This is a genomic window from Wolbachia endosymbiont (group A) of Eristalinus aeneus, from assembly GCF_964026915.1.
GTDB classification, from domain to species: domain Bacteria; phylum Pseudomonadota; class Alphaproteobacteria; order Rickettsiales; family Anaplasmataceae; genus Wolbachia; species Wolbachia pipientis.
This window is the reverse complement of sequence record NZ_OZ034712.1, coordinates 147,455-168,884: the sequence shown is the minus strand read 5'-3', so window position 1 is coordinate 168,884 and position 21,430 is coordinate 147,455. Positions and strand designations below refer to the sequence as shown.

Below are 21,430 nucleotides of genomic sequence, written 5' to 3'. Positions count from 1 at the left end.
TGATGAACAGCTCTACACCAAAAGAAAAGGAAAATCCAATAGTTACACTAAGAGCTCAAGCAGAAAAGTTTGGTTTTAGCAGGTTGAGGGCTGGTAAAGATAGTGCTGAAGCGAATTCTGGTGCAACTATGTACGTAGATCTTCCAAGAATGAAACTTGTTATTCAGAACAAAGTTATAACAAAAGAGCTTGTTGATGAATTATATAATAAACATACCAACCTCATTTCAAATGACAAAAATAAGTACCGCCAATTTGTAAAACAAGTTTTTACAGAGCTATTTGAATATGCTGAAGCAGAAGTTCCAAATGATTCTATTCTAGAAGAACTAATCACTAATTGTAACCAGGCTGCTTATGTGGGTGCATTGTATGGTAAAGGAGGACCTATCCTTCATTTAGCTGAAACATATGGGTTATTGTTTCAGTCTAATCATGTAACACATATTAATTGTAGTGATCCAAGTCATGCGGCAATCAGAATTGAAGAAAAAATTGCAGTTCGCACTTTTGCAGAACTGGAAGAAGAATTATGTAAATTGGATAGCTCGCTAGAATTCACACTTAAGTCTCAAGGTGATAAAAATGTAACATATGAAGATGGTAAATTGTCACTTACTGTTCCTAAGAGACTGAAGGACTATAATATAGGTGATAAAAACTTGTTTGACGTTATAAAAGAGTGTTTTCAGAAATTTTGCGAGAGGCTTGGATTTTTTAAAATAAAAATAGAGCATGGTTTAGGCGATCCACTAGAAGTAAGCGACCATCTGGAAAATATGGAACCCCCTATTCGTAGTAATGAGCACGGCCTGAATTAAAATATCTTGAGCTTGTTTGCACAATCAATCACTTCAGCATTTAGAAATTGTTTTTTAAACCAGGTATACTGACGTTTCGCGTAGTGTCTTGTGTTTGTTTGAGCAATTTGTATCGCTTCGTCTAAAGTAATCTCACCTTTCAAGTACTTTATAATTTCTGGCACTCCGTGTGCTTTCATAGCTGGCAAATGTGGGGCTAGGTTCATGCTAAGTAGCTTTTTTACTTCATCAATTGCTCCATTTTCAATCATTGTAATGAAACGAGAATTTATTTTTCGGTATACATCTTCACGTTTAGGCAGAATTGTATATATCTTAAAATTATTGAATAAAGGAGGCTGTCTATTCTCTTGCCATACAAAAATTGACTTGCCAGTTTCAGTGATAACTTCAAGTGCCCTTGAAAGGCGGTGCGAGTCATTCATGAACACTTTACCTTGAATCCTTGGATCTTTGCTTAGCGCTAATTTGTAAAACTCCTCTTTACTTAAATTTTTCCTTAATTCGCTTACATTTTTCCTCACTTCCTGACTTATTTGTGGCATTGATGATAAGCCTTTGATTAAACTGCTGATGTAAAGCCCGCTTCCTCCAGTGATGATAGGTATTTGAGCATTTTCTAATGCGTGATTAACTTCTTTTTCTAAATCTTCTAACCATAGACCCACGGAATAATTTTCTTTTGCTGAAACATAACCATATAGTTTATAAAATTCTTCTTGCTTTGGCGGTTGAGCAGTAATTATGGGAATTTCTTCATATACCTGCTTTGAATCACAATTTATTATACTAATATTTCCATATTTTTCTATCAGGTTATCGCATAATTCTGATTTACCTGAGGCCGTAATTCCTGTAATAATTACTATATTATTTTTCATTTATATTAATTTAATTAACATATGATAAAGTGTAGTAAAAGTTTGGATTCTACAATCTAAAGTTTGGAGATTTTTATGGCAGAAAACAACGACAATAATTCATTTACTAAGCGTTTCACAAACAGGACTCCTGGCGGTACAGGGGAAGGTTTTTCCAGTAAGTATTCGTCTCAAAACACCAAAGAACGGGCATTAGGGGAAAAAGGAAAAATTTCTGAATTAGCAGGCAAAAAAACCGAATCCAAGGAAGCTTTTTCTGAAAGTGGCGGCATAAAAAGTAAAAGCAGAACTGTCAATGAAAGATCTTTTGCTGATGCAACAAAAAGAAGTAGGTCAGATCTTATATACTTAGTCCGTGGTAAAGATCGTGGAAAATCAGCGTGGCATTATGTATTAGTTGATAAAGAGAAAAGAGAAATGTTTCTAGCAAAAAGCAGAACTGGCTCTATAGATGTTGCAGACTATGGAGAGATTTTGTATTCAGGATGGGGAGAGGATCCACCACAGGCAATAATTGATAAAGTCAATGAAGAGTTTGGGTTGTAGCAAATCTGCATAACAAATGGTAAGCTGCGTTGCATTACGTTTACAAAAACTAGCAGTTACTATATAAGATACAGTGCAACAAAACTGATCTAGTTGTTATGAATAAGTTTTTAGCTATATGGTATCTAAAATAATAAATGCAATACAGAACAATTTATTAGTGTGTTTTCCAACAGAAACAGTGTATGCTCTTGCTTGTAATGCACTAGATAATGAATCTATAGGAAAAATATATCAGATAAAGAAACGCTCTCAAAATAAACCACTGTCTATATTTGTTAGTGATATTTACAATTTGACAAAAATAGCAAAGGTAAAGGAAAGATATATTGATTTAATAAACCACTTTTCTCCTGGACCAATTACCTATATTTTACCACTTAAAAACAACAACATATTGCCAAACGAATTCTTTAAAGATAGTATAGGTATCAGAATTCCTGAGCATCCTATTGCAATTTCAATACTAAACAAACTGAAAGTTCCAATAGTTGCAACTAGTACAAATATTTCAGGAAAAGAAAGTGTATGTAAGGCAAACGATATACCACAATCCATTAAGCAACATTTATCTGTAGTGATTGAAGATGACGAACTAGTTTCTGGTATAGAATCTACTATTATTGACTTAACCGAAGATAAGATTAAGGTTTTAAGGGAAGGTGCAATTTCATTACAAACAGTAAACAACGCATTTTCAAACTAAAATCTATAGGAGAAAGAATGAAAAAAGTAATAGGCCACAACCAAGCCAAAAAAAAAATAATGAACAACTTATCTGTTCAGTCTTGGCTGATCTGTGGTAAAAGAGGTATAGGAAAAGCAACACTTGCAAAATCCTTCTCCAATTGGTTACTCATAAAAAACTATAATGAAGTAGCATTGGACTTACACATTGTTGAAGGTGATACTATCGGAATAGAAAAAGTCAGAGAAATGAAAAACTTTCTACACTTAAGTCCCATTCAATCAGAACACAAAATAGCTATAATAGATAGCTTAGAGGCAATGACTAATCACGCTAAAAACGCAATATTGAAAATATTAGAAGAGCCGCCAAAAAATTCTAAGATATTTATAATTAGCCATAAGCCATATGATATACAAACCACTATCTTGTGTAGGTGCTTTCAGCTAAATTTACTCCCATTAACTTATGATGAAACAAAGCAAGTTGCTTCATCTCAATGTAAATTTGATAATCAAACATTTGACGAAATGATTACTTTATTTCCTGGAATGCCAGGAATGATAATAAATACAATAAGTAGTGATGCTTATGAAGCATACAAATGCTTTTATAAATTTCTTCATGATTTAAAGAATCCCAATATGATTAATAAAGTAATTAATAGCGAAATCGAACTAGAACTAGCATCATATATAATTCAGGCCTTCATTTTAGAAAGCATAAAGAGAGAGGTAAATGGTGTTGAAATTCTGCTAAGTCAGTGGAAAAAAATAGATGAACTTTTCGTTGCCGCAAAGCAACTCCACTTAGATAAAAAGCATGTTTTAGCTAATGTAGTTAATATCATGACATAAGTTTACAAAGTATAATACTTTTAACATAAATTCATGATAAAATTCTGTTAATTTAATACTCGAAGTATATAATTTGACTGATAATAAATTAACTGTATGGCAATCAATAGAAGTTTTGACGAAAGCCATATTGAACATGCAGAAAAAATTAAGCTTAATTAAGAATATAGCTTCAGATCAAGACATAACCCTAGAAAAAGGAAAGGAGTTGTTAAGTGGCATTTATGAAGCAAATTTTAAGCTAAACAAGACAATCAATATAGCTATAGTATTTTCTAAAATGAATGATAAATTTCCATTATGGTATTACCAACCAAAAGTTGTAAGTCTGTATATTTATGCATTAAAGGTCTGAGGCGGCTTTTGATGGTATTCCAACAATGCTCTATAGGGTTCAAATCTGGTGAATATGTTGGTAGATAGAGCAAACGGCATCTAGCATTATCTATTAACTCCTTTGTTTTGGGAGTTTTATGGAATGTGGCATTGTCCATAACTATTGTAGTACCATGTGGCAATTTAGGTAATAACATCTTCTCTAACCATGTATTGAATACCTCTTTGTCACACCCACCTTTGAAAGTCATTGGTGCAATAAATCTCTTTCCAATCCACCCGCCTATTATACTGATTCTCTCTCGTTTTCTTCCTGGAATATCTGCATAAATTTTCTTTCCTATTGGAGCACGTCCATACTCTCGGTATAACCTATTATCAACTCCTGCTTCATCTATATATAAGATGCTGGAATGGTCTATTTTTGAGATTTTATCGGTAAATCGCTGCCTATCTTCTTGATTGCGCTCTTGATATAGTGTAACTTTTTTTTAAAGTAATTCTTAGCTGTTTCAGCCTATACCAAATTGAATTTATTCCAAATCCAAGATTTTGTTTCATCTCTGCCAGCGTATGATCTGGATTCTTTTTAACATATTCTTCGAGTATTTTTGGGTCTATTTTTCGAATAAAGCTGCCGTTTTTCGATGGCCTTAGGCTTTCACCAGCGGCTTTCTTTCTTAACCAGCGGTACAGAGTTGCTATTCCTATCTCCAAAAGCTCTGCCACCTCAACCTTTGACTTCCCTTTTTCTATCATCGATACTGCCCTTTCCCTTAAATCCACACTATACGCCATTATAACTCAAATAGCTTATTATACCTTTATCATTTACTTTGGGAAGTACTATACTTTGCCAAAAATTGGCTATCATATGCTAAATGGTGAGCTTGTTGTACGTAATCATATTACGGAAGAGGAAGTAAAGATTCCTGGAGATTTTCATTACCTTAAAGTCGTAAAATCCGATCATGATAATTATAAATTAACGTTTTGTAATTTTTTAGGTAATGAGTTTTTTGAATATAAAAAGTATGATCCACAATATTCTGGTATTTCAGATGAATATAAATTTGTGGATTTTGGTAGTGTAAAAAAGACTCATAATCTAAAATTTAAGGAATACATTGGTCATGCACCTAAATTTTTTGCTGCAGAAGGGCCTATTGAGCCTGGATCCCAAAACCATGTAATTGATCTATTTGAGCTAGTCAAAAGTGGTAAAGGTAGAAAAGTGGGAACCTTTGCTGATGAATTTGGTTATTTTGATGATCAAAATAAATTACATTATTATAATTATCACAAAAGTGTAGAAAGTAATACTTATGATCCTGAAAATTTCAGTGTAAAAATGATAAATATAGATGTGAGCAAAATCGATAAATTCTACCTCATTGCAGAACAAGGTGATATAATCATTCATCCTATTTGGGAAAATTTAGACATATTTTAAAGTTTTTTTTAGAGTATCTAAGCTTATTGTTATTATAATGATCCGATTAGGTCTGGTAGTATTGTGTTATGGAAGATAAATTGCTTGAATCAGTAAAAAACAAAAGTTATTTCAGTAAAGCAGTCGAATGGTACTGCCATAGGTATCTGTTTTGTGTAGCAGAAAGATCTTGGATGGCATTAACAGTATCGCTTCTCCTAGTATGCTTATGTTTATTAACATTAAACATATACCTGTTATTTCCTATTAAAAAAGATTTAAATTTTGTGAAGTATATGAACCACACAGAAGATGAGTTCTCTGCAATGCATAAGCTTAGTTTCAGTAAAAAGGAAGATGAATACACTTCCACAGCGAGGTACTTAATAAGTAAATACATTGAAATATACGAGTCCATTAAGATCGTTGAACCGAAGTACCAAGAAAATTTTATAAGAAACAATTCTATACATAAAATCTATCAAGGCTTTCAGGAAAAAACGAATAATGAAGCTGGTAATTTGTCTTTATCTAAAAGAAAAATCGCCAACATAAATGTAATAACATTATCTATTGATCGATCGACCAAGGACTTAGTTACATTTGCTGGAAATGCTACTGTAGTTTTTACAACCGAGCAAAATAAGGAGGATACTGTGGAGATTAGCTTCACTTTGTCGAATATAAAAGCAACTCTGGCTGGTATAATACCATTTAAATTTATTGTTAATGGTTATAAATACAGATTTTAAAATATTACTTGGTAGCTAAAAAAAATAACCAAAGTGCACATAGCAGTAATAACTGGAGGTAAAACTAGAAGAATTGGTGTTTTTTTAATAAAGTAATTCTGAGAAGGTTTTAAGAAAAAGGCATTGTAAATTATCGGTAAAAAGTACAGAGCGTTGAGTATAGTACTAACAATTAACACTAGAGTTACAAACACAGAAAGTATTACATTGCCAGAGTTGAAAACAGCTTGAAAAATGAGAAATTTACCCCAAAAAGTCGGAGCAGGCGGCACCCCTATCATAGACAATGCACCTATAGCAAATGCTGTCATGCTAATTGGCATACTGCGTCCTATACCGTAAATCTTATCTATATATTTCTCACCTGCTCTCGTTATTATTGCTCCGGCAACGAAAAACAAAGTGATTTTTGCAAATGCGTGGCAAACTAATTGAAAAATTGCAACCCTCATGCTGAGATCACTAAAAATTGAAGCGAATAATATAATATACGACAATTGAGAGATGGTAGAGTAAGCAAGCAACTTCTTTAATTCTTTTTGCTTTAGTGCAATCAATGATGCAGTAATAATAGTAAATCCAGCAGCGTACGGAAGCCACCCTCCAGCAAACCAATTTTGCTGCACAAAACGTTGCATGTTATCGACGCCGAAAGTGTATAATATAACTTTTATGATGATGAAAACTCCGGATTTCACAACAGCAACAGCGTGCAGTAGTGCACTCACAGGAGTTGGTGCAACCATTGCTTTTGGTAACCAAAAATGCATTGGCATTAATGCAGCTTTTCCTATTCCGTAAATCAGCATAGCAAAACACACTGCAATGAAAGTGATGAGTGAAGTATCAAATTTGAATATTCCACCGCTTACAAAGTCTAAAGTATGAAATTCATGATATAAAAGGCCTATTGCAGGAAAAAATAATACCAAAGAAGAGAAAAATAGCACGCCAAAGTAATAGCGTCCTGCAATCATTGATTCATTTGTTGAGTTGTAAGTAACCAGAGGGTATGTACTAATAGTTAGAAGCTCATAAAAGACAAATGTAGTGAGCAAGTCTCCAGAAAAAGCAATAAACATTGCACAGCCAATCGATATTGAAAAAAAGCATAGAAAACTTGAGTGATTGCTATCAGCATAGTTATTCTGCATATAACATATTGCATATATACTGGTCAGCACCCATAAAAACGATATTAATAAACTGAATATTACTCCGGTAGACTCTAGCTTTAAACTAATGTGCAAATTATTACCAAAATCCATGAGAATAAATTGAGAATGATCACCATATACCCAATATAAAGTGCACAGACACGTATACGTAAACAGAAGTACAGAAGAAGTGACAGTAATACTATTGTTCACTCCGGGCCATTTACCAGTAAAAAAAATAACTAACGCACTTAAAAGTGGAATCAACGCAGTAATTAATAAATAATTCTCAGTAATTGAAAATGGTAAGGAAAGAGACGTTAAAACACAGTCCATTAAATAATTCATCTTTTTGTTTAGGTAAAGCTAGAATTATACTAAAATCATAGAAAAACCGCTATGTTTTTTTGGCAAACTAGTCGTTTGTGTATGCTATAGCTATACTGCGATTCATTCCACAACTGTACGAACATTTGTTTTTGTTAAACACAACAAAGATGTCATCCCAGTGCCCTGACTACTTGGATCCAGAAAACTTAATTTCAACTAAGTGGCTGCATAATAAAGGCTGGATTCCAGTGCCAAGCACTGGAATGACAGCAATCTACGTCATACCACCACGAACCGTCATACCGCGATTCATTCGCGGTATCTCATCCGCTAACTAGTAGCGGGATGACGAGCTTATCGTCATGCCACCGCGAACCGTCATACCGCCGCGGTATCTCAGCATAGATTCCGCTAACTAGTAGCGGAATGACGGTTTTTCAAATTGTCGTAAGTCAGTTTAGCTATATAGATAGCACAAAGTCAACTGCATAAATTGAAAATATCTGCTAGACGCAAATTACAACAAATGCAGTAGCGTAATCTCCATCGTCACTTAAAGAAAGATGAATTTTGGAGATAAAATCCTTGCTAACGGTAAGATATGGCTTGCCTCTTACATCATTGTATATTTCTATATCTTTCATTGTAATACCCTGACCACTACCTCGTGCTTTAACAAAAGCTTCTTTTGCTGCAAAGCGTTTAGCAAAATACCTTGCTCGCATTTCTTGACTATTATACTTTCTACTTAGCTCTATTTCCTTTTCAGTGTAGATTCTATTGAGAAATTTTTCCCCGTATTTTTGTAATATTCTCAATATTCTTGGTATATATACTATGTCAGTGCCGATACCGTGTATCATTTTGCGCTAAAGTGATTTATTGCTTCCTCAATCTGCATTTCCTTTACCTCTCCAGTTGCTCTATTTTTTACTTCAACTATATTTTCACTTACTGCTTTCTTTCCGACAATTATTTGCCACGGCAAGCCTATCAGATCCATTCTAGAAAATTTTACTCCTACACTCCCTTCCGTATCATCGTAAAGCACTTCATCGCTTTTCAAAGCTTTGTATATTTTATCTGCAGCCTCCGTTACTTTCGTTTGTAAATTGATTAAACCAATTCTGAAAGGAGCCACCGATTCTGGCCAGATAATTCCTTTATCATCATGAAAAGCTTCTATTATTGCACCAACAAGCCTTGAAACCCCAATGCCATACGAACCCATATGTATATTGACATTTTTTCCATCTTGAGAAGTAACACTTGCCTTCATAGGCTTTGAATATTTGTCGCCAAAATAAAAAATATGCCCTATTTCAATACCTTTACTAACATTTAACTGCTCTTGTGATATAGGGCAAGTCTCAGGATCATGCATATCATCTGCAACTGCGTATATACTCTTTAAACTTTCAATATCTTCACTCTCTAGTAGTTCAGAAAATTTATTGTCATAATATAAAGTGCTCTCACCAGTGTTTGCCAATATATGAAACTCGTGGCTCAAATTTCCTCCAATTGGCCCCGTATCAGCTCGAACTCCAATTGGAGTAAATCCCATGCGTTTGAAGATTTTTATGTAAGTTTTGTACATCAAATTATATGAATTCAGTGCACCTTCGTAATCTACATCAAAACTGTATGCATCCTTCATCAAAAATTCCCTGCCCCTCATAACACCATAACGTGGTCTTACCTCATCACGGAATTTCCATTGAATTTGGTATAAACAAAGTGGCAAATCTTTGTAACTTTTTACCACATCTCTAATTAAATCAGTTGCTATCTCCTCATGCGTTGGACCAAAAAGCATATCTTCCTCATGCCTATCCTTTATGCGTAGCATTTCCTTACCGTAATCATCGTAACGCCCTGATTCTCGCCAAAGACTTGCTGGTTGCACACAAGGCATTAATGCTTCAATAGCACCGGATTTGTTCATTTCATCTCTGATAATATCTTCAATATTCTTAAGCACTAAGAGACCAAGTGGTAACCACGTATAGATGCCAGATGCTATCTGCTTTATTAAACCTGCACGCAAAGAATATTGATGGGAGATAATTTTAGCATGGGCAGGCTTTTCCTTTAGAGTTGGCAGGTAATATTTGGATAAGCGCATATAATAGATCTGATTGTATTAAGTAATCTTAATACAATCAGACCTGTAGGTAAACTTATTTTGAAAAGGAAGGGAAGTGCATGGCTGACCATTTCATAGTTATCATAGTCCTTGTACAACATTTTCCTTTTGGCATCGCAACGCTTTTCCACCAAACTGTGCTATGCGATCCTCAACAGAAAGAGGAGGTGAATCTTGCACCTCATTATCCACTGAGTCAACATTATTTACTTGTGGTGAATCAACACACGAACTTGGCGGTACCGGTGACTCCTCTGTTTCTTGTTCAGGATGTATCGGAGATGTGGCTCTAGATCCTATACCACTGTCAAGACCCCCGCTTCCTTCTTCCTTGCTTGATGGGGAATTTGTGTGTTTTGTCTGCTCCTCTTTTTCCTGCTCTATCTCTTTCTGTGTGTCTTTGCTTTCATCTGTAGTCCAATCTGAATCGCTAATAGAATCAGAATGCTCACTTTCACTATCTGAGAGTTGCATGACTGCTGCTCTCTCCTTAAGTCTCTTTGTCCAATCTGAATCATTATCATCCGACTTCTTTCTCTCTGCTTGCTCCCTATCTATTCTTGCAGCAAACTCTTCTGGTGTTTCTTTTTTGTCAGTGCCCCCACTACTTTCTAATTTTGCTTTCAATTCATTTGTAAAATTTTTGCTGCCCACTCTTTTTAACGTAGTACCTCCTCTTATCTGTTCAAACAGAGTAGAATGATTATTATTCTCAGGTTCACCAGCCTTCTTCGGTGCATCATTCTTAGGTTGCTCCGTACGCTTGGAAGCTGTAAAAAAATGCGGAGGCGGAGGTGGTAGTGCAGCATCTTGTGGCAATGGAGGAGGTGGTGGCGGTGGTACACTGACACTTGGATTTGGTTGTGTACCCAATGTTACTGGAGGTGATTGAGGAGTAGGTACATTTGATTTATTCTCCAGATTAGTACAATTTTTACACACAAATTTTTGTGGTTCTTGAGATGGAGTATGGCCGAATTTCTGTCCATTAAGACCTACTTCTTTCTTATTATCATCTCTAGAAATAGCCAGTTTAACAAGATATGTCACTGAAATAAGTGCAACAACCGTAGAAACAGCAAAAATTGCTAAAGGAACTGCTGCAATAGGACCAGAACCAGAAACTGCTATAAATAGATAAGCTATAAGTAATATACGACCAGCAATAGCCATACAATAGACTTCTTGTATAACCCACACTAAGTAGAAAAAAGGTGTCATCCAAGTAGCTGACACTGCTCTCCTTTGTCATTCCAGTGCTTGACACTGGTTTCCATCCAAAATGGTGTCATTCCAGTGCTTGACACTGGAATGACACCGAAGGGGCTACTGCCGTCTTGGATGGAAACCAGTGTCAGAACTAGTTAACCATGGGGCTTCTTTTGCCTTTTTTTCCATTTGGTAAATTTCTTAAATATTTATGGCTAACATGAAGCTAAGTACGAACTTTGTTAAACATAACAAATGGTGCCATTCCAGTGCTCCTTTTTTTGTCATCCCAGTGCTTGACACTGGGATCCAGTTTTCCATATAATCTCATCGAAAATGTTGTAACCACTTTCTGTGCTAGTTTGCTTGCTTACAAGCAAACTTTCCTGGATCCCAGTGTCTGGGCACTGGGATGACATCATAGGGACACTGGGATTACACCCTGACAATCGTCATCCAGCTACTTGTTAGCGGCTAAGAGATACCGCGAATGAATCGCGGTATGACGGTTCGTGGCGGCATGACGATAACCTCGTCTCACTGCCATTAAGTTAAGGAAAAAAGATAGATTTTATGGGATAATGATGTATACCAATAAGTTTAAAGGTAGTATGAGTAAAAAAGGCAGTAATAAAATTTATTCAAAATGAATTGGCAAGTCTAGAATTTATAGAATCCCATAAATCATCTTCAAAAGATTTTATGAGAAAGAGGAAGTTATCTTTTATTGACATATTTATCTTAATTTTAAGAAAAAGTGTAAAGTCGCTGCAAGTAATACTAAACGAATTTATTTTATATAGGAAAAAAGACTATACCGTTACTGCTAGTGCTTTTAGTCAAGCAAGAAAAAAAATGAAACACAGTGCATTTTCAGAAATTAACGAAGGTGTGGTTTCCTTGTACTACCAAGACCAAAAATTTAAAACTTGTTTTGGCTTTAGAGTGTGAGCTCTTGATGCCTCCAAAATCATTTTACCAACAAGCGTTGAAATAAAAAATGAATTTGGCTCAAGAAAAATACGTAACCAAAAACCAAAAGATTTAGGTGATTATGCAAGTGCAACCTTTGCGGTTTGTTAAGATGTGCTAAATAATGTTGCCATAAGGTCAGTGTTAGATAGAGGTAACACTCATGAAATTAACTTAGCAGATGAAATGCTTAAAGTTGTAAATACTAATGACTTACTGATTTGTATATTTATCTTATAAATTTCTTTCTAGCCTTACAAAAAGAAAAATTGCTTATGTCATTCGATGTCCCAGATCATCTTTTAATGAAGTGAATGCTATGTTTGAAGAAAAAAGCCCATCTAGTGTTGAGGTTACCATATGTGCTCAGCGTAAGATAAAACAAGAAAATAGTGGAATAACGCTTCAAAGTGGTACTGCCATCTGGTGAAATTGAAGTGTTAGCTACATCATTAATGGATGAACAAAAGTTTCAAACTGGAGGATTTAAGGAGTTATATTTTTTACGCTGGGGAGTTGAGACATTTTTTGCAAAACTCAAAGGAAGACTAAGTCTAGAAAATTTTACAGGAAAAAGTGTTGAGTCTGTTAAACAGGATTTTTGGTCAGCTATCATTATTAGCAACCTAGAAAGTGTTATGACAGAAGATGTAGAAGAAGCGTTGAATATGGACTTAACCGATGATAAGCTTAAGAGGAGCATTAACAAATCTGTCTCATTTAACGCGATCAAAAACTTGGCTTTCGACATTTTTGCTACGGAATCAGATACTGACTGCATTATGGATCAATTATCAAAGCTATTTTTGATGAACACTTTGGCGGTAAGAAAGGGAAGGAAAGTTGATCGTCATAAGGTACCTTATCTTCGTTCGTTCAATTACCAAAAAAGGGTTAGAAAACACATATTTTGACTAGAGGTAGTATTCATATCTTCTGATAATAACTGGGTAGCTTATTGCCATAGCTCCTGTAAAATGACTTCTAAACAAACTGTTTCTTAAGTAATTTACACTTCAGAGTTTATCTGCTTTAAAGTTTACTCTATTCTGTTTCAGCATTTGTCATAAATCCTTAATTATTTCTGACTTTTTAGTTCAGTTTTTAACCATTCTTTCCTTAACTTAATGGCAGTGAACCTCGTCATCCCGCTACTTGTTAGCGGGATCTCTTGTTAGCGGCTGAGATACCGCGAATGAATCGCGGTATGACGGTTCGCGGCGGTATGGACGTAGGAAAACCTTTCTTGGGTCAGCTATAGAGACTCTCATCTTTAGCGAGCTTCAAGGTAATTGGTTGCTATTTGCGAAAATATTCGCATAATTTAAGTAACATTACTTAATAAAAATTAACTATGGAGCTTAATAAGATTGCAGCATCGATTTTACTTTCTGGGCTAATCATTATGATAGTTAGTAATGTAGTTGATATGCTTTACAGTCCAGAAGAATATAAGATTGAACACCAAACGATAGTAGCTGCTGGCAGCAATGAGTTCCAGCAAAAAATCGAGCAAGTGGCGCTTGATATTGGAGCGCTCATGCAGAATGCTAGCTTTGAGAAAGGTAAATCAGCAGCAAAAAAATGTATAGCCTGCCATAGTTTTGAGAAAGGTGGAATGAATAAAGTAGGACCAAACTTATGGAACATAGTTGGAAATAAAAAGGCCCATCTTGGTAACTCATTCAATTACTCAAAAGCAGTGCTTGAAAGAGGTGGAAAATGGGGGTATGAGGAGCTATTTGCCTTTTTAAAGAACCCAAAAGCCTATATAAAAGGTACACGTATGGCATTTGCAGGTATTTCCAATCCACAAGAAATTGCAGATCTAGTTAGTTATTTGCATCAATTGAGTGATAGCCCGGTTGCTTTGCCAAAGTAGTATGGATTATTGTAAATTGTTTGATGGAAATAATGGTCACATAGCATATCGAAAGCTACAAGGAAAGAAAGCTTCTGTAGTTTTTTTCGGTGGATTTGCATCCAATATGGATGGAACTAAAGCAACTGCTATTTACAAATTTTGCCAAGAAAATGACGTAGCACTTGTGCTATTTGATTATTTTGGTCACGGTCATTCAAGTGGTAATTTTATTGATTACACGATAAGTGATTGGCAAAAAAATTGTGCTAAAGTAATGAGTGAATTAACTAGCGATAAACAAATAATTATAGGTTCAAGTATGGGAGGATGGCTGATGTTGCTCACTGCCCTTCAATTTCCAGAAAAAATTGCAGCACTAATTGGTATATCGTCTGCTCCCGATTTTACTGAAGATTTGATATTCAAGCAATTGTCAGGCAAGCAAAAAGAAGAACTAGATTCTAAAGGTGTAATAGATTTTACTTCAGAGCATTGTACATACAAAATAACTAAAAATTTGATCGAAGATGGCAGAAAGAACCTTCTTTTAAACAAAAAGACAATAGATATAAACTGTCCTGTGCGCTTGCTGCATAGCATTAATGATAAAGATGTTCCTTATCAAACTTCATTGAATTTAGCTGAAAAAATTAAGTCAACCGATGTTGAAGTACACTTAATAAAATCAGCAGAGCACAATATGTCTGACAATCATTCACTGGAAGTTTTATTTAAGACCATTAGAGAATTTTGTAACCAGACTGCATTCTGTGATTTTTAGCAAAACACGATTTTTCATTTGAGCTTTCTTCAACTTAAAATAAATACAGAAAATTGCTGCCTATAGCTAAACTGACTTAGATTTACCGACAATTTGAAAAACCGTCATCCCGCTACGTGTTAGCGGCTGAGATACCGCGGCGGTATGACGGTTCGCACCATCACACTTTGGAACCTTACAGATATTGAGCAAATCCAATAATATCCTTGATTTCTTTTATATTATGGGTTGCAATTTCTGCTGCTTTCTTTGTGCCTTTTTTTAATATTTCATGTAAATGGAATTGGTCTTTTAAAAGATCATTCATTTTCTCACGTATGGGTGATATAACACTGATAATTAAATCAGCTAACTCTTTTTTGAAGTGCTTCATGTCATGTTTGTTCACTTCTTCACATACTTTTTCTGCATTTACATTACTAAGCACTGAATAAATGTTTATCAAATTGCTTATTTCTGGTCGGCACTTTAAAGTAGCAAAGCCTAGAATTGAATCTGTTTTTGCTTTTTCTATTTTTTTGACAATTAAGTCATCCGTATCATCAAGGTTAATGCACGAATGTTCTGAAGGATCAGATTTACTCATCTTGCTTGTGCCATCCCTTAAGCTCATTATCCTTGATGTGCAATCCAAAGTTAAGATTTCAGGTACGATGAAATAATCCAGCTTATAATGATTGTTAAAAGCTGATGCAATATCACGTGCAAGCTCCAAATGCTGTTTTTGATCATCACCAACAGGAACGTATTTAGTTTGATACAACAATATATCTGCAGCCATAAGTACTGGATAACTATATAATCCAAGAGAGGCTTTTTGTTTATCGCTGCCAGCTTTATCTTTAAATTGAGTCATGCGATTAAGCCAACCAATTGGTGTATAGCATCCAAGCAGCCAGCCCAGTTCTGCATGACCACTAACTGTGGACTGACTAAAAATAATGGACTTTTCTGTATCTATTCCGCATGCAATATAAGCTGCTGCTGTTTTGAAAATATTACTTTTTAATTCACTTGCGGGAAGCTTATTTGCTGTGATTGCGTGTAGGTCGACAATACAAAAAAGAGATTTGTATTTATCCTGTAAGTCTATCCACTGTTTGATTGCACCAAGATAATTACCTAAATGTAGTACGCCACTTGGCTGGATACCTGAAAAGACAATACTTGTCATTATACATTTACCTCATGCTAATCGCTTCCACAATCAGCAGATTTCTTAGAAAGAATAACCATTGCAGGACGGAGCAACCTATTTTTGATAGTATAACCAGTTTGTAGTACTTCTACAATGGTGCCAGGCTTTTTTTCATTGTCTTCTCTTTCCACAACAGCTTGGTGTAAATTACTATCAAAAAGCTCACCAAGTGGATCTACTTCCTCTATTCCATGTTTTTTTAGATCATTTATAATTTTTTGATAAGCTACTTTAATCCCCTCATGAACAGGATCACCGTCTTTCAAAATTTCCATTACTCTTTTTAAATTGTCGCACGAGTCGATCATATCACGTGCAAGTTTTGTGACTGCGTAGTCACTTGCATCGCTAATTTGCTTTTGCATTATACGTTTGACGTTTTCATTATCTGCAACAGCACGGCGTAAATGATCTTCAAGCTGAGCTGCACGTTCTCTTAATGTATTGAGATCTTCATTTAAATCATCAGTTTGCTTATGGTTATCACTTTGTTGGTCGTCACCTTTCTGCCTACTTACCATATCAGCAAACTTCTTCTTTTTCTCCTTACTGCTATCTGACATATCATTACCCTTAAGAATCTAATAAATATATAACAATTAATCTGAAAATATCAAGCGCCAGCTACATTCGTCTTTCTATGCTCGCATTTAAAAAGTTAATTAAAGTAGTTTTATAAAAAGAATCAGAAAAAGTACTAATATCATTTTGTGCCATATTAATGTAGTGTCTAGCTTTTTCCATAGAAAGCTGAATGGCATTATGGTGATTAATATAGTGTAATGCTTGGTCAAAATTGTGTCTAGCTGAAGAAAAGCATTTTTCCCAGAATTTTTGCTCTGCTGGACTGCCCTTTTCGTATGCTATAATAGCAGGTAAGGTGACTTTACCTTCGAAAAAGTCTTTTCCGACTTGCTTTCCAGAAGTGCCTTGATTAGCAGTATAATCGAGCATATCATCAACTATTTGAAATGCCATACCAAAATTAAAACCAAAATTCTTTAGCCTCTCTGTTTCGTCATTTGTTGCACCAGATACTGTTGATGCAGCTTCACAGCATGCAGAAAATAAAGATGCTGTCTTTTCTCCAATGATATCAAAATAATTTTCCCTGACTGTGTGGGGGTCAAAGCGTGCTGTCATCTGCTTTATTTCACCCTTCACAAGTAAATGCGATGCTTTAGATAAAATAGAGAGAATATTTAAATTTCCACACTCTATAAGCCATCTAAATGCTAGAGTCAACAATAGATCACCAACTAAAATGCTTGATTTATTTCCCCAAATCTTATTCGCTGTTTTAACTCCATGGCGTGCCTCACTTTCATCGAGCACATCATCATGAAGTAAAGTAGCATTGTGTATAAACTCTACCGATGCAGCAACGTTGATCCTATTCTCCCCAGAATAGTTTAGCATTTTACATATAATAAAAACTAGTTTAGGCCTTATTTTTTTTCCACCTGACCTAACAAGATGAGATATAATATCAGTAGCAAGCTTAGCATCTTCATCATTGACATTTTTGAAGACAAAGTCATTCATAGCTGACAAATCAGAAGATACAATATCGTCTAATTTATCGCTGTTTGTTAAATCAGTATTTAGCATTTTAAGAGACTTATGCCTCTTGCCCTTGTGCTTTCTCGTTCTCTACTTTCTTCTTTTCTGTTTTCTTTGGTTCTGTTTCTAAAGTTACTATGCCTTTTTTGATAAACCACAGTACTCTTTCAGTTGCCTGCGCGCCTACACTTAGCCAATGTTTTAATCTATCAGCTTTCACCACAACACGATTTTTATTGTCTTTTGGTAACATTGGATCATATTGTCCTATTTTCTCAATAAAACGCCCATCTCTTGGTGCTCGTGAATCAGCTACAACTATCCTATAAAAAGGGCGTTTCTTTGCGCCAAACCTCGCCAACCTTATTTTAACTGCCATGTTAACCTTTATTCATATATTAGCCACAATTTTATACAATGAGCCGTTTTAAGTCAAATGAATTATACAACTTTTGCACCTTATAATATAATTACCAATAATGTAGGGCAGTGCCGGGCGCACAGCTATACGAACATTCATTTTTGAAGGTAAATTGCACAGCAAATGGTGTCATTCCAGTGCTTGACACTGGAATCCAGCCTTTTTTTAATCATTAAAACGTTGTATTTTAACATAAAACGGCTACTTTTATGCTTACCAACTTAATAAAATTCCTGGATCCCAGTGTCTGGGCACTGGGATGACATCCTTTCTAGTGAAGATTGCTCTCAAATCGCAATGTTCGTACAGTTGTGTGTCTGGGCACTGGATGCGTTTGAAGCAACTTATAAGATTTTTGACTATATATCATCAAGTATAGCGTGATTAACTTCGACTTTATACTTTGATTCCAGATAGCTAATTAATTGCTCTTTTAGCGATATCATCACACGTTTTCCAGTGTCAAGCATGTTTAATTTGCCATTTGATGAATGCATTTCTTTTAGAACACCTATTATAATTTCATTATTGTATTGAATAGGATCTGTCACTGAACCAGTTGTTTTCATATTGAAAATCTCTTCTACAAAAGAAAAGGGGTAGTTTTGTTGATCCACTTTATTGCGGTGCATCTGCTGACCTTTAACTAATTCCACACCTTGAATTTCTTCCAAATCTGTTTTTTCTCTTAGTTGAACTGCAACCTCTTGCCCGAATTTAAACATTCTTTCTTTTATAAACTCACTACGCCAAAGCTCTACCGCTAATGCCCTGCCTTCTTCAAAACTTTGTGATTTAGGTGGAACGATATCGATGATTTTTACACTAACAACAGCGTCCCCAACGCCCTTAAAATAACCTTTCTGATCCTTTTCTCGCGAAAAAATGAAAGAAATCAAATCACCAGAATCTCCTACGTTATTACCGCTTTGATCTTTTCCACTCGCATCTACTGGACCAATAGTTTGTATAGGTAAATTATATTCACTCAATATTTCTTCAATTTCTGAACCATTGTATATCTTATAGTTCACTTGGTTTATGAAATCATTGACTCTTTCAAAAGACTTTTGGTTAGTTAGAACTGACTTTATGTCTTTTTTTAAATCAACTAAGTCTTCATCAGAGATTTGATGCGCACTTTCCACTTTTACTATGTGCCAACCAAAACTGCTTGCTAAAACTTCACTTACTTCACCTACTTTAAGAGCAAATACCTTCTCTCTCACGTCTTCTGGTAAAAAATCCTTAGTTATATTATTTACTCTAGTTTCCTCAAGTTTTGCTTTGCCAAACTCTTCTACTATCTGTTCAAAGCTTGTTTTACCCTCCTCAAATGCTCTTCTTGCTGTCTCAGCTTCTTCTTTGGTAGAAAATATTGCATTGAATATATCTCTTTGATTTTTAAGTTCTTGTTGTTCTATTATACCATCAACTTCTTCATCTGAGATCTTGATTTGATCTTCAAAATACTTTTGGCCTAGGGAAATATATTGCGCAGTTCGATACTCAGGATAATAAAAATGGGATTTATTTCTTTCGTACAAATCAAGTAAGGCTTGATCATCTGGTTCAGGAATGTTTGTAACTGCATCTTCAGTTATTTTAACAATATCAACTACTCTAGTTTGGTAGCGACTTTTGTATATCTGCTCATCAATTTTCTCGCCAAAAGTTACTGGATAATTATCTTTAAATAATGAAGTCATCAACATCATTGCAGGCAGGACTTTCTCTAGCTTTGCTATATACTCTTTCTCTGTCATATGCAGGTCATTTAGCGTTTCATAGAATTTATTTTTGTCAAATTCACCTTTATCATTTTGAAAGTATTTGGTGTTTTTAATATGGTTTTTTATAGATTCTTCTCCAACTGTCAACCCCAGCTCACTAGTCAGGTTAAACAATAGTTTTTGCTCTATAAGTGCGTTAAGCAAATCATATTTCAGCTTTTTTACTTGTTCTCTACTCGCATCAGATCCAGAAATTTGTTTTCCATAATTTTGATATAGCGACTTATACTCATCTGACGTTATAACTTCTTTTCCAACCCTAGCTACCTCTTCTTTTTCATCATCACCTGATAAAAGGTTGCCAACTCCCACAAAGATTAACAAGCAAGCTAAAAGGACAACGGTTATTTTAGTGAAAAAATTTTTAACATTCATTTTAAACTCAGTTAATTAATGGTTAATTATAGAATAGTGATAATTTAATACTTGTAAACCTGTTGCTTTATTAGATAATATATATAATATATTAACTTAAAATTTAACTCTCTAATCTTAGAGGTTGTCCGGAAACTAGTAAATTCAAGCATATTCCCTCTTTAACATAACCCTACTCATAGCTAGGTATATGAAATTCTCAGTGGATGTTGTGAGTAAATCATACTCCTTCGATAGCCTTCTATTCCTATTAACCCAAGCAAAAGTCCTTTCTACAACCCATCTTCTTGGCTGTACTTTAAACCCTTGTTCTCTTGTTGGTAGTAGCTCAGGTGGCGTATCTTTGTGCACCCAAAATCTACATGGAGGCCTTTTAACAATTTCAATATCTATGTCATATTCTTCCTTTATGTGATTCTTTAAATTTCTTCCTTGGTATCCCATGTCAGCCCACATTTTTTTAACTTTAGTATATTTTGTTCTCATATTGTTTAATGCTATTTTAATACCATCTCTATCATTTTCGTTAGCAGCGCCTACGTAACAACCTAGTATAAAACCCTGAGTGTCTGTAATTATATGCCTTTTTCTACCCTTTACTTTTTTACTTCCATCATAGCCTTTGATCCCCCCTTTTCTGTAGTCTTTACAGATTGACTATCTACTATACAGGCACTCGGCTGCTCATTCCTTCCTATTTTTCTTCTACTATATTTTGTAATTTCATAATTCATTTTCTCAAAAATTCCCTGCTTCTTCCATTGCCTGAACTGCTCATACACAGTCTTCCATAGCGGAAAATCATTTGGTAAATACCGCCATTGACACCCTGTACGCAATACATAGAAAATTGCTTCTAATATTTCTCTTTTGCTATACTTTGGCGGCCTTCCTCCTTTCTTGTATGATACTCTGAAGTGTTTTTCTATTCTTGCCCATTCCCTTTCGCTTAGATCTGTTGGATACTTTTTTCTCATCTTTACCCCGTACTAAAATTTCAGATATTATAGCCTTTTACTTATTTCCGGACAACCTCTTAGTTGCAATTAAAAGCAGCTTAATCTTGCTTGTCAAGCGTTTAAAACATAAAAAACGCCAATATTTTAAAGCGGATAATAACCCCAGGGTTTCTTTTGCCTTTTTTTTCATTTGGTAAATTTTTTAAATATTTATGGCTAAAGATTGCACGAATGTTGCAATTACAAAAACGATTTCTACTAGGGTATCACGCACTGGGATGACACCATTCTTTTTCCTGGATCCAAGTAGTCAGGGCACTGGGATGACAGCTACCCTGACAATCGT

At 35.0% G+C, this 21,430-nt stretch carries 22 protein-coding genes and 2 pseudogenes; 10 read left to right on the top strand and 14 right to left on the bottom strand.

The genetic code is table 11. The annotated features are described in order from the left end of the window. Window positions 1-2: 2 nt before the first annotated feature. A complete protein-coding gene (locus AAGD62_RS00875; protein ID WP_155969627.1) occupies window positions 3-821 on the top strand; it encodes a hypothetical protein in 819 nt (272 codons plus the stop codon). On the opposite strand, the gene miaA is transcribed toward AAGD62_RS00875, so the two are convergent. Further along, entirely contained in the window at window positions 818-1,702 is an 885-nt protein-coding gene (gene miaA / locus AAGD62_RS00870) for a tRNA (adenosine(37)-N6)-dimethylallyltransferase MiaA (RefSeq protein WP_155969421.1), read from the bottom strand. The two genes, AAGD62_RS00875 and miaA, sit on opposite strands and share 4 nt — an antisense overlap. A gap of 75 nt (window positions 1,703-1,777) precedes the next feature. Here miaA and AAGD62_RS00865 point away from each other — a divergent pair, with 75 nt between their 5' ends. The 3 genes from AAGD62_RS00865 (at window position 1,778) to AAGD62_RS00855 (ending at window position 3,793) form a co-directional block, all read left to right on the top strand. Further along, window positions 1,778-2,248, top strand: coding sequence for a hypothetical protein (locus tag AAGD62_RS00865; protein WP_010082479.1), 471 nt, complete (start codon window positions 1,778-1,780; stop codon window positions 2,246-2,248). A 118-nt stretch (window positions 2,249-2,366) separates the two neighbouring features. Next, window positions 2,367-2,954, top strand: a complete 588-nt coding sequence (locus tag AAGD62_RS00860) for an L-threonylcarbamoyladenylate synthase (RefSeq protein WP_006280292.1) — start codon at window positions 2,367-2,369, stop codon at window positions 2,952-2,954. Window positions 2,955-2,971: 17 nt separating this feature from the next. After that, entirely contained in the window at window positions 2,972-3,793 is an 822-nt protein-coding gene (locus tag AAGD62_RS00855; protein ID WP_155969419.1) for a DNA polymerase III subunit delta', read from the top strand. 275 nt (window positions 3,794-4,068) lie between these two features. Here the strand turns inward: AAGD62_RS00855 and AAGD62_RS00850 are convergent, their stop codons facing one another. Together AAGD62_RS00850 and AAGD62_RS00845 are read right to left on the bottom strand one after the other, a co-directional pair. Beyond that, window positions 4,069-4,551, bottom strand: a complete 483-nt coding sequence (locus AAGD62_RS00850; protein ID WP_231115908.1) for an IS630 family transposase — start codon at window positions 4,549-4,551, stop codon at window positions 4,069-4,071. 28 nt (window positions 4,552-4,579) lie between these two features. Beyond that, window positions 4,580-4,927 (bottom strand): IS630 transposase-related protein, encoded by a 348-nt coding sequence (locus AAGD62_RS00845; RefSeq protein WP_155968342.1) that lies wholly within the window; start codon window positions 4,925-4,927, stop codon window positions 4,580-4,582. Between AAGD62_RS00845 and AAGD62_RS00840 the strand changes: the two genes are divergently transcribed. Together AAGD62_RS00840 and AAGD62_RS00835 are read left to right on the top strand one after the other, a co-directional pair. Continuing rightward, window positions 4,926-5,582, top strand: coding sequence for a hypothetical protein (locus tag AAGD62_RS00840; RefSeq protein WP_320157091.1), 657 nt, complete (start codon window positions 4,926-4,928; stop codon window positions 5,580-5,582). The two genes, AAGD62_RS00845 and AAGD62_RS00840, sit on opposite strands and share 2 nt — an antisense overlap. A 68-nt stretch (window positions 5,583-5,650) precedes the next feature. Next, window positions 5,651-6,313: a conjugal transfer protein TraJ gene (locus tag AAGD62_RS00835; protein ID WP_155969417.1), complete on the top strand. Its 663-nt coding sequence runs from the start codon at window positions 5,651-5,653 to the stop codon at window positions 6,311-6,313. On the opposite strand, the gene AAGD62_RS00830 is transcribed toward AAGD62_RS00835, so the two are convergent. Then, window positions 6,310-7,806: a proton-conducting transporter membrane subunit gene (locus tag AAGD62_RS00830; protein WP_010962853.1), complete on the bottom strand. Its 1,497-nt coding sequence runs from the start codon at window positions 7,804-7,806 to the stop codon at window positions 6,310-6,312. The genes AAGD62_RS00835 and AAGD62_RS00830 overlap by 4 nt on opposite strands. An 89-nt stretch (window positions 7,807-7,895) precedes the next feature. Between AAGD62_RS00830 and AAGD62_RS00825 the strand changes: the two genes are divergently transcribed. Continuing rightward, window positions 7,896-8,138: a WPE palindromic element domain-containing protein gene (locus AAGD62_RS00825; RefSeq protein ID WP_174515723.1), complete on the top strand. Its 243-nt coding sequence runs from the start codon at window positions 7,896-7,898 to the stop codon at window positions 8,136-8,138. A 168-nt stretch (window positions 8,139-8,306) separates the two neighbouring features. Here AAGD62_RS00825 and AAGD62_RS00820 read toward each other — a convergent pair whose 3' ends face one another. The 4 genes from AAGD62_RS00820 to AAGD62_RS00805 all read right to left on the bottom strand — a co-directional run bounded on the left by AAGD62_RS00820 (window position 8,307) and on the right by AAGD62_RS00805 (window position 11,607). Continuing rightward, on the bottom strand, window positions 8,307-8,663 hold the full coding sequence (locus tag AAGD62_RS00820; RefSeq protein ID WP_151807997.1) for a holo-[acyl-carrier-protein] synthase: 357 nt from the start codon (window positions 8,661-8,663) through the stop codon (window positions 8,307-8,309). Next, window positions 8,660-9,928 carry a proline--tRNA ligase gene (gene proS, locus AAGD62_RS00815; RefSeq protein WP_155969413.1) on the bottom strand — a complete coding sequence of 423 codons (1,269 nt, stop codon included), beginning with the start codon at window positions 9,926-9,928 and terminating at the stop codon, window positions 8,660-8,662. Before proS ends, AAGD62_RS00820 begins: the two co-directional genes overlap by 4 nt. Window positions 9,929-10,030: 102 nt before the next feature. Beyond that, entirely contained in the window at window positions 10,031-11,185 is a 1,155-nt protein-coding gene (locus AAGD62_RS00810; protein ID WP_341812742.1) for a hypothetical protein, read from the bottom strand. 257 nt (window positions 11,186-11,442) lie between these two features. Further along, the gene (locus tag AAGD62_RS00805; protein ID WP_162829040.1) at window positions 11,443-11,607 is read right to left on the bottom strand and encodes a hypothetical protein; all 165 of its coding nucleotides are present in this window, start codon (window positions 11,605-11,607) and stop codon (window positions 11,443-11,445) included. A 181-nt stretch (window positions 11,608-11,788) separates the two neighbouring features. Here AAGD62_RS00805 and AAGD62_RS00800 point away from each other — a divergent pair. From AAGD62_RS00800 to AAGD62_RS00790, 3 genes and pseudogenes are all read left to right on the top strand, one after another. Further along, window positions 11,789-13,044: pseudogene (locus AAGD62_RS00800) on the top strand (IS4 family transposase). 440 nt (window positions 13,045-13,484) lie between these two features. Further along, on the top strand, window positions 13,485-14,012 hold the full coding sequence (locus AAGD62_RS00795; RefSeq protein ID WP_010082469.1) for a c-type cytochrome: 528 nt from the start codon (window positions 13,485-13,487) through the stop codon (window positions 14,010-14,012). Window position 14,013: 1 nt separating this feature from the next. Next, complete coding sequence (locus AAGD62_RS00790; RefSeq protein ID WP_012673268.1) at window positions 14,014-14,775, top strand: alpha/beta hydrolase; 762 nt, start codon at window positions 14,014-14,016, stop codon at window positions 14,773-14,775. Between the two features lie 175 nt (window positions 14,776-14,950). Here the strand turns inward: AAGD62_RS00790 and trpS are convergent, their stop codons facing one another. The 6 genes and pseudogenes from trpS to AAGD62_RS00760 all read right to left on the bottom strand — a co-directional run bounded on the left by trpS (window position 14,951) and on the right by AAGD62_RS00760 (window position 21,102). Next, the gene (trpS, locus tag AAGD62_RS00785; RefSeq protein ID WP_006280207.1) at window positions 14,951-15,949 is read right to left on the bottom strand and encodes a tryptophan--tRNA ligase; all 999 of its coding nucleotides are present in this window, start codon (window positions 15,947-15,949) and stop codon (window positions 14,951-14,953) included. A gap of 17 nt (window positions 15,950-15,966) precedes the next feature. Then, window positions 15,967-16,536, bottom strand: a complete 570-nt coding sequence (locus AAGD62_RS00780; protein ID WP_155969407.1) for a nucleotide exchange factor GrpE — start codon at window positions 16,534-16,536, stop codon at window positions 15,967-15,969. 61 nt (window positions 16,537-16,597) lie between these two features. Then, complete coding sequence (locus tag AAGD62_RS00775) at window positions 16,598-17,584, bottom strand: polyprenyl synthetase family protein (protein ID WP_010962840.1); 987 nt, start codon at window positions 17,582-17,584, stop codon at window positions 16,598-16,600. Window positions 17,585-17,594: 10 nt separating this feature from the next. Then, entirely contained in the window at window positions 17,595-17,915 is a 321-nt protein-coding gene (gene rpsP, locus AAGD62_RS00770; protein ID WP_006279266.1) for a 30S ribosomal protein S16, read from the bottom strand. Between the two features lie 401 nt (window positions 17,916-18,316). Continuing rightward, a complete protein-coding gene (locus tag AAGD62_RS00765; protein ID WP_155969405.1) occupies window positions 18,317-20,125 on the bottom strand; it encodes a peptidylprolyl isomerase in 1,809 nt (602 codons plus the stop codon). Window positions 20,126-20,269: 144 nt separating this feature from the next. Beyond that, a pseudogene (locus AAGD62_RS00760) lies at window positions 20,270-21,102 on the bottom strand (IS5 family transposase). Between the last annotated feature and the right edge of the window lie 328 nt (window positions 21,103-21,430).

What these genes read in the sequence shown, in the direction of transcription:
- AAGD62_RS00875 (WP_155969627.1), top strand. Translation starts at nt 3, where the DNA reads ATGAACAGCTCTACACCAAAAGAAAAGGAAAATCCAATAGTTACACTA.
- miaA (WP_155969421.1), bottom strand. Translation starts at nt 1,702, where the DNA reads ATGAAAAATAATATAGTAATTATTACAGGAATTACGGCCTCAGGTAAA.
- AAGD62_RS00865 (WP_010082479.1), top strand. Translation starts at nt 1,778, where the DNA reads ATGGCAGAAAACAACGACAATAATTCATTTACTAAGCGTTTCACAAAC.
- AAGD62_RS00860 (WP_006280292.1), top strand. Translation starts at nt 2,367, where the DNA reads ATGGTATCTAAAATAATAAATGCAATACAGAACAATTTATTAGTGTGT.
- AAGD62_RS00855 (WP_155969419.1), top strand. Translation starts at nt 2,972, where the DNA reads ATGAAAAAAGTAATAGGCCACAACCAAGCCAAAAAAAAAATAATGAAC.
- AAGD62_RS00845 (WP_155968342.1), bottom strand. Translation starts at nt 4,927, where the DNA reads ATGGCGTATAGTGTGGATTTAAGGGAAAGGGCAGTATCGATGATAGAA.
- AAGD62_RS00835 (WP_155969417.1), top strand. Translation starts at nt 5,651, where the DNA reads ATGGAAGATAAATTGCTTGAATCAGTAAAAAACAAAAGTTATTTCAGT.
- AAGD62_RS00830 (WP_010962853.1), bottom strand. Translation starts at nt 7,806, where the DNA reads ATGGACTGTGTTTTAACGTCTCTTTCCTTACCATTTTCAATTACTGAG.
- AAGD62_RS00820 (WP_151807997.1), bottom strand. Translation starts at nt 8,663, where the DNA reads ATGATACACGGTATCGGCACTGACATAGTATATATACCAAGAATATTG.
- proS (WP_155969413.1), bottom strand. Translation starts at nt 9,928, where the DNA reads ATGCGCTTATCCAAATATTACCTGCCAACTCTAAAGGAAAAGCCTGCC.
- AAGD62_RS00795 (WP_010082469.1), top strand. Translation starts at nt 13,485, where the DNA reads ATGGAGCTTAATAAGATTGCAGCATCGATTTTACTTTCTGGGCTAATC.
- AAGD62_RS00790 (WP_012673268.1), top strand. Translation starts at nt 14,014, where the DNA reads ATGGATTATTGTAAATTGTTTGATGGAAATAATGGTCACATAGCATAT.
- trpS (WP_006280207.1), bottom strand. Translation starts at nt 15,949, where the DNA reads ATGACAAGTATTGTCTTTTCAGGTATCCAGCCAAGTGGCGTACTACAT.
- AAGD62_RS00780 (WP_155969407.1), bottom strand. Translation starts at nt 16,536, where the DNA reads ATGTCAGATAGCAGTAAGGAGAAAAAGAAGAAGTTTGCTGATATGGTA.
- AAGD62_RS00775 (WP_010962840.1), bottom strand. Translation starts at nt 17,584, where the DNA reads ATGCTAAATACTGATTTAACAAACAGCGATAAATTAGACGATATTGTA.
- rpsP (WP_006279266.1), bottom strand. Translation starts at nt 17,915, where the DNA reads ATGGCAGTTAAAATAAGGTTGGCGAGGTTTGGCGCAAAGAAACGCCCT.
- AAGD62_RS00765 (WP_155969405.1), bottom strand. Translation starts at nt 20,125, where the DNA reads ATGAATGTTAAAAATTTTTTCACTAAAATAACCGTTGTCCTTTTAGCT.